This is a genomic window from Parvibaculum sp., assembly GCF_049672805.1.
In the GTDB taxonomy this organism is placed as follows: domain Bacteria; phylum Pseudomonadota; class Alphaproteobacteria; order Parvibaculales; family Parvibaculaceae; genus Parvibaculum.
Map to the genome: position 1 here is coordinate 1 of NZ_JBATWS010000431.1, position 5,076 is coordinate 5,076.

Genomic DNA, 5,076 nt, shown 5'->3' on the forward strand with positions numbered 1-5,076 from the left:
GTTCTTGACGAGGTGGAAGCGTTTTTGCTGAAGCTCAACTCAGAAACCTTGAGCAACAGCCAGTTCGGTGTGCGGGAGGCGCTTGAACTTCTCGCCACGCGCTTTGCCCGCGAGGCGCTGGAGAAGCCTGATATCGTCAAGGTGTGGCTCGACTGGAGCACGGGCGTGCGCGCCGATATCTGGCCGCGCTATATGGCGGTGCTCGACCGACTGCATGGCATTGCCCAGAAAGTGTTTGCGCGGGGAAAGCGGGAAGGCGTTCTGCCGCCCGATCTGAATCCAAAAGCAGCGGCGCGCGTCTATCTCGGTGCGGCGCATATGGTGGCGTTGATGCAGTTTTCCGGATCAGGCCCGAGCGCAAGGGAACTTGATACGGTGATTGCGCATATCGTTACCGGTGCGATGAATATGGGGCGTGAACCGGCTGGCTGATCGCTCGCCGCGCAACGGGCTCTGTGCTAGAAAACCGCCATGTTTCAACGGCCTCTCATCTTTGGCATCGTCAACATCACGCCGGATTCATTTTCGGATGGCGGACGCTATTTTGCGGCTGATGCTGCCATTGCGCATGCAAAGCGGCTTGCGGCAGAAGGCGCAGATGTGATCGATCTCGGACCTGCCTCATCCAATCCGGACGCAATACCTGTTCCGGCGGAGGAGGAAATTCGCCGCCTTGCGCCTGTCATAGAAGCGCTCGGTGCGGAAGGTTACTCACTCTCGGTTGATAGTTTTCGCGCTGAAACACACGCCTTCGCGCTTGCGCATGGTGTGCATTACCTGAACGACATTCGCGGCTTCGCCGAAGCGAATTTCTACCCGGTGCTTGCGAAGAGCGAGGCGAAGCTCGTCCTCATGCATTCCATCCAGCGCCACGGCAATGCAGACCGGCGCGACACGCCCGAGGGCGACATTATCGAGCAGATTTGCAGTTTCTTCGAGGAGCGCATCGCAGCCCTGGAGGCCGCAGGCATCGCGCGGGCGCGGCTAATCCTCGACCCCGGAATGGGCTTCTTTCTGGGGCCGCGGCCCGAAACCTCATTCGAGGTGCTGGCTCGCATTGACGAGATCGAGGCGCGGTTTGCCTTGCCCGTTTTCATTTCCGTTTCGCGGAAGTCTTTCCTGCGGGCCGTGACGGGGCGCGCACCGGGGGAAGCCGGGGCAGCGACGCTCGCGGCAGAGTTGCTGGCGGCGCGGGCCGGGGCGTGCTTTATCCGGACACATGAGCCTGCGCCACTGATCGACGCTCTGGCGGTGGCGGCCTGTTTCGAAACGCCGGGTTCTGGGCCATGAAAGATTTCGCAAGAAATATTTAACTGTAAACGGCGCATAGATACTTATATTCGCCGGAGAAGCATTCGTTTAAGAAATGTCGGGGGGCGCGTGCCGGGGCCGAGGGGGCGTTTGGCAGGGCGCAATGAGACACAGAGTGAGAAAAAACGCGAGGACCGTTCAGCTTATGGCTCGCAAATATTTCGGCACCGATGGTATTCGCGGTACTGCCAATACAGGCAACATGACTGCGGAGACGGCGCTGCGCGTTGGCATGGCGGCTGGCCGTGTGTTTCGTCGTGGTGAACATCGCCATCGCGTCGTTATCGGCAAGGATACGCGCCTGTCCGGCTACATGCTGGAGCCGGCGCTGACGGCAGGCTTCACCTCCATGGGGATGGATGTGTTTCTGTTCGGCCCGCTGCCGACGCCCGCCGTTGCCATGCTGACGCGGTCGTTGCGCGCCGATCTCGGCGTGATGATTTCTGCCTCGCATAATTCCTTTCAGGATAATGGCATCAAACTTTTCGGCCCGGATGGTTTCAAGCTCTCCGATGAGGTGGAGCTTGCAATCGAGCACCACATGGATAACGGGCTTGCTGACAATCTGGCGCATCCGAGCGAGCTTGGCCGCGCAAAGCGCATTGATGATGCGCAGGCGCGTTACATCGAACATGCAAAGCACACGTTTCCCAAGCAGCAGACGTTGGAAGGTCTGCGTATCGTGATCGATTGTGCGAATGGCGCTGCCTACAAGGTTGCGCCTGCCGTGCTGTGGGAGCTTGGTGCTGAGGTTGTTACCGTCGGCACGGAACCGAACGGTTTCAACATCAATGAGGATTGCGGCTCGACCGCGCCTGAGCGTATGTGCGCCACGGTGCGCGAGCGCCGCGCCGATATCGGCATTGCACTGGATGGTGACGCAGACCGCGTGATCATTGCCGATGAGCGCGGCAAGGTTGTCGATGGCGACCAGATCATGGGTCTCATTGCGACGCATTGGAAGGAAATGGGCACGCTCTCGGCGCCGGGTATCGTCGCCACGGTCATGTCCAATCTCGGCCTTGAGCGCTATCTCAGGACGCTCGGCCTTGATCTCATTCGCACGCAGGTAGGCGATCGCTATGTCGTCGAGCATATGCGGGCGCATGGCTACAATGTGGGCGGTGAGCAATCCGGCCATATTGTGCTCAAGGATTTTTCGACAACGGGCGATGGTCTCATTGCCGCGCTTCAGGTTCTCGCCGTGCTCAAAGCAAGTGGCCGCCCGGTGAGCGAACTCACCAATGTGTTCGAGCCGCTGCCGCAGCTTCTGAAGAATGTCCGCTTCCAGGGTGGCGAGCCGCTGAAGGACAAGGATGTTCAGGAAGCGATCCGCGAAGGCGAAAGCCGCCTTGGTGCGAGCGGCCGCCTTGTTATCCGCAAGTCCGGCACCGAACCTCTCATCCGCGTCATGGCGGAGGGGGATGACGAGAAGCTCGTCGCTGCCGTTGTCAACGACATTGCCGCTGCGATCGCGCATAATGCTGCCTGATCTTTGGCAGTGTCATTACGAGCGGATTTCATGACGTCTTTCCCTCAGGGTCGGGTGCTTATTGTCGCCGGTTCGGATTCGGGCGGCGGTGCGGGTATTCAGGCCGACATAAAGGCCGTGACGGCGATGGGCGGTTTCGCCATGACAGCCGTTACCGCGATTACCGTGCAGAACACGCTCGGCGTGCATGGCATCCATGAAATCCCGCTCGACATCGTGGTCGGGCAAATGCGCGTCGTGCTTGAAGATATTGGTGCTGACGCGATCAAGACCGGCATGTTGCACAGTGCCGATATTGTGGAAGCCGTCGCAGAAGAGCTGTCGCGCGAAGAAGTCGGGCCTGCGCTTATTGTCGATCCGGTGATGATTGCAAAGGGCGGGGCGGCACTTCTTGAAGCGTCGGCCACCTCTGCCATCCGCGAAGTGTTGATCCCGCTTGCTTCTCTCGTCACGCCCAATGTGCCGGAAGCAGAAGTGCTGACGAACCGCACGATCTCGGATGTGGATGGGCAGAAGGCTGCGGCTGACGCGTTGCTCGGTCTCGGCGCAGAGGCTGTGCTTCTGAAGGGCGGGCATCTGCCGGGCGATATCATTTACGATGTGCTGGCGACGCAGGAGACAATGCAGGTCTTTTCATCGCCCCGCATTGATACGCGCCACACGCATGGCACGGGCTGCACGCTTGCCTCTGCCATTACCGGGCTGCTGGCGCAGGGTGTTGATCTTGGCGTGGCGGTGGAAACGGCGCGAGACTTCGTGCATGAGGCGATCCGCACCGCGCCGGGCTTCGGCAAGGGTCACGGGCCGCTCAATTTCCTTGCTGCGCTTGATGACGAGGACTGACGGGTCAGGCGGGTGCTGCAAGCTGGATGTGCGATTCCGAGAGCAGCGCCGAAACAATTTCCAACCCGCGCTGTAACTCGTCGCAGTCCCTGGGCTGGCCAATAGCAAGGCGCACATGGCGCGAGGCGCGGTCCGTGCGGCCCACCATGAAGTCTTCTCCTGCTGCAATGGCAACACCGCGTTGCTGGGCGGCGTCAACAAAGGCGGTCGCGCGCCAGTTTTCAGGCAGCTCGAGCCAGGCATAAAGCGATGCGGGATGCGTTTCGACGGGATGGTCTGCCAGCAGACGCGCCGTGATGTCGTGTCGCCGCTCTATCTCCGCAACGATATCCGCACGGAGGCTTTCTGCGCTTCCGTTTTCAATGAGGCGCGTTGCGAGATCCATCATCACGCGGGGTGCTGTCTGGCCCTGTGCATTCAGCACGGCGCGGGCGCGTTCACGGGTTGAAGGGGGAGGCAGCAGAAAACCGATGCGCAGACCGCATCCCACCGTTTTTGCAAGGCTCGTCAGATACCAGGTCTGATCGGGCGCAAGATAGGCAAGCGGCAAGGGGCGGTTTGCAACGAGCTTTCCGTAAATATCATCTTCGATGATGATGATGTCATGCGCGCGGGCAATATCTGCAATCTGTTGCCGTCTCTCTTCGCTCATGATCGCACTGGTCGGATTATGCAGTGTGGGCACGAGGAAGAGGGCTGCAGGATTTGTCTCCTGCGCAAGACGCTCCAGCGCGGCGGGCAGCACGCCTTCCTCATCCATATCGACCGGCATGACGCGCCGCCCCGTGAGCACCGCCTGGTTCACCATCGCATGATAGGTGATAGCCTCGGTAATGATCACATCGCCCGGCCGCGTGGCGGTGAGGATCGCGGTGAGTATTGCCTGCTGCACGCCTGAGCAGACGAAAACATCATCTGCCGTCGGCGTGAAATGTTCATGCGCAAGCCATGCAGCGGCTGCCTGCCGGTCGCGCAGCGTGCCGCCGGGGGGCGGGTAGCTGTTGAAGAGAGATGGTCCGCTTTCGCGTCCGCGCTCCGCGAGAAGGGCGTAGAGGGCGGCGCTCATGATTTCATCCTGCCCGACAGAGGGCGGGTAGGCCGCTTTCATCGCCGCTTCGCTTGCATCGGGCGGGGTGAGGTAGGTGGTCGAGCCGACGCCCGCGCCGCCGCGTGCAAGTCCGCTGCGATCAAGTACATAGGTGCCGCGCCCGACCTCGCCGACAACCTCGCCCCGGCTTGCGGAGAGCGCGTAGGCGCGGGAGACGGTGCCGACCGTCACGCCCAGCGCATAGGCAAGGTCACGGACGGGAGGGAGTTTCATGCCGGGCGCTGCCGTGCCGGAACGGATGGCGTCACGCAGCGCATCCGCGATGGCCCGGTAACGGGGGCCGGGGCGCGCGATGATGTCTGCGGGATCAAAAGGCGAAATT

General features: G+C 61.1%; 5 protein-coding genes. 4 read left to right on the plus strand and 1 reads right to left on the minus strand.

All coding sequences use genetic code 11. The features are described from left to right. From WBF74_RS13400 to thiD, 4 genes are all read left to right on the plus strand, one after another. Positions 1–432, plus strand: a 432-nt coding sequence (locus WBF74_RS13400) for a hypothetical protein (protein WP_424440747.1), incomplete at its 5' end; no start/stop codon positions are given. Between the two features lie 39 nt (positions 433–471). Beyond that, positions 472–1,290, plus strand: coding sequence for a dihydropteroate synthase (gene folP, locus WBF74_RS13405; protein ID WP_424440749.1), 819 nt, complete (start codon positions 472–474; stop codon positions 1,288–1,290). A 166-nt stretch (positions 1,291–1,456) separates the two neighbouring features. Then, complete coding sequence (glmM, locus tag WBF74_RS13410; RefSeq protein WP_424440751.1) at positions 1,457–2,803, plus strand: phosphoglucosamine mutase; 1,347 nt, start codon at positions 1,457–1,459, stop codon at positions 2,801–2,803. A 30-nt stretch (positions 2,804–2,833) separates the two neighbouring features. Next, positions 2,834–3,646 (plus strand): bifunctional hydroxymethylpyrimidine kinase/phosphomethylpyrimidine kinase, encoded by an 813-nt coding sequence (gene thiD / locus WBF74_RS13415; RefSeq protein ID WP_424440753.1) that lies wholly within the window; start codon positions 2,834–2,836, stop codon positions 3,644–3,646. Positions 3,647–3,650: 4 nt separating this feature from the next. Here the strand turns inward: thiD and WBF74_RS13420 are convergent. Next, positions 3,651–5,076, minus strand: a 1,426-nt coding sequence (locus WBF74_RS13420) for a PLP-dependent aminotransferase family protein (protein WP_424440755.1), incomplete at its 5' end; no start/stop codon positions are given.

What these genes read in the sequence shown, in the direction of transcription:
- folP (WP_424440749.1), top strand. Translation starts at nt 472, where the DNA reads ATGTTTCAACGGCCTCTCATCTTTGGCATCGTCAACATCACGCCGGAT.
- glmM (WP_424440751.1), top strand. Translation starts at nt 1,457, where the DNA reads ATGGCTCGCAAATATTTCGGCACCGATGGTATTCGCGGTACTGCCAAT.
- thiD (WP_424440753.1), top strand. Translation starts at nt 2,834, where the DNA reads ATGACGTCTTTCCCTCAGGGTCGGGTGCTTATTGTCGCCGGTTCGGAT.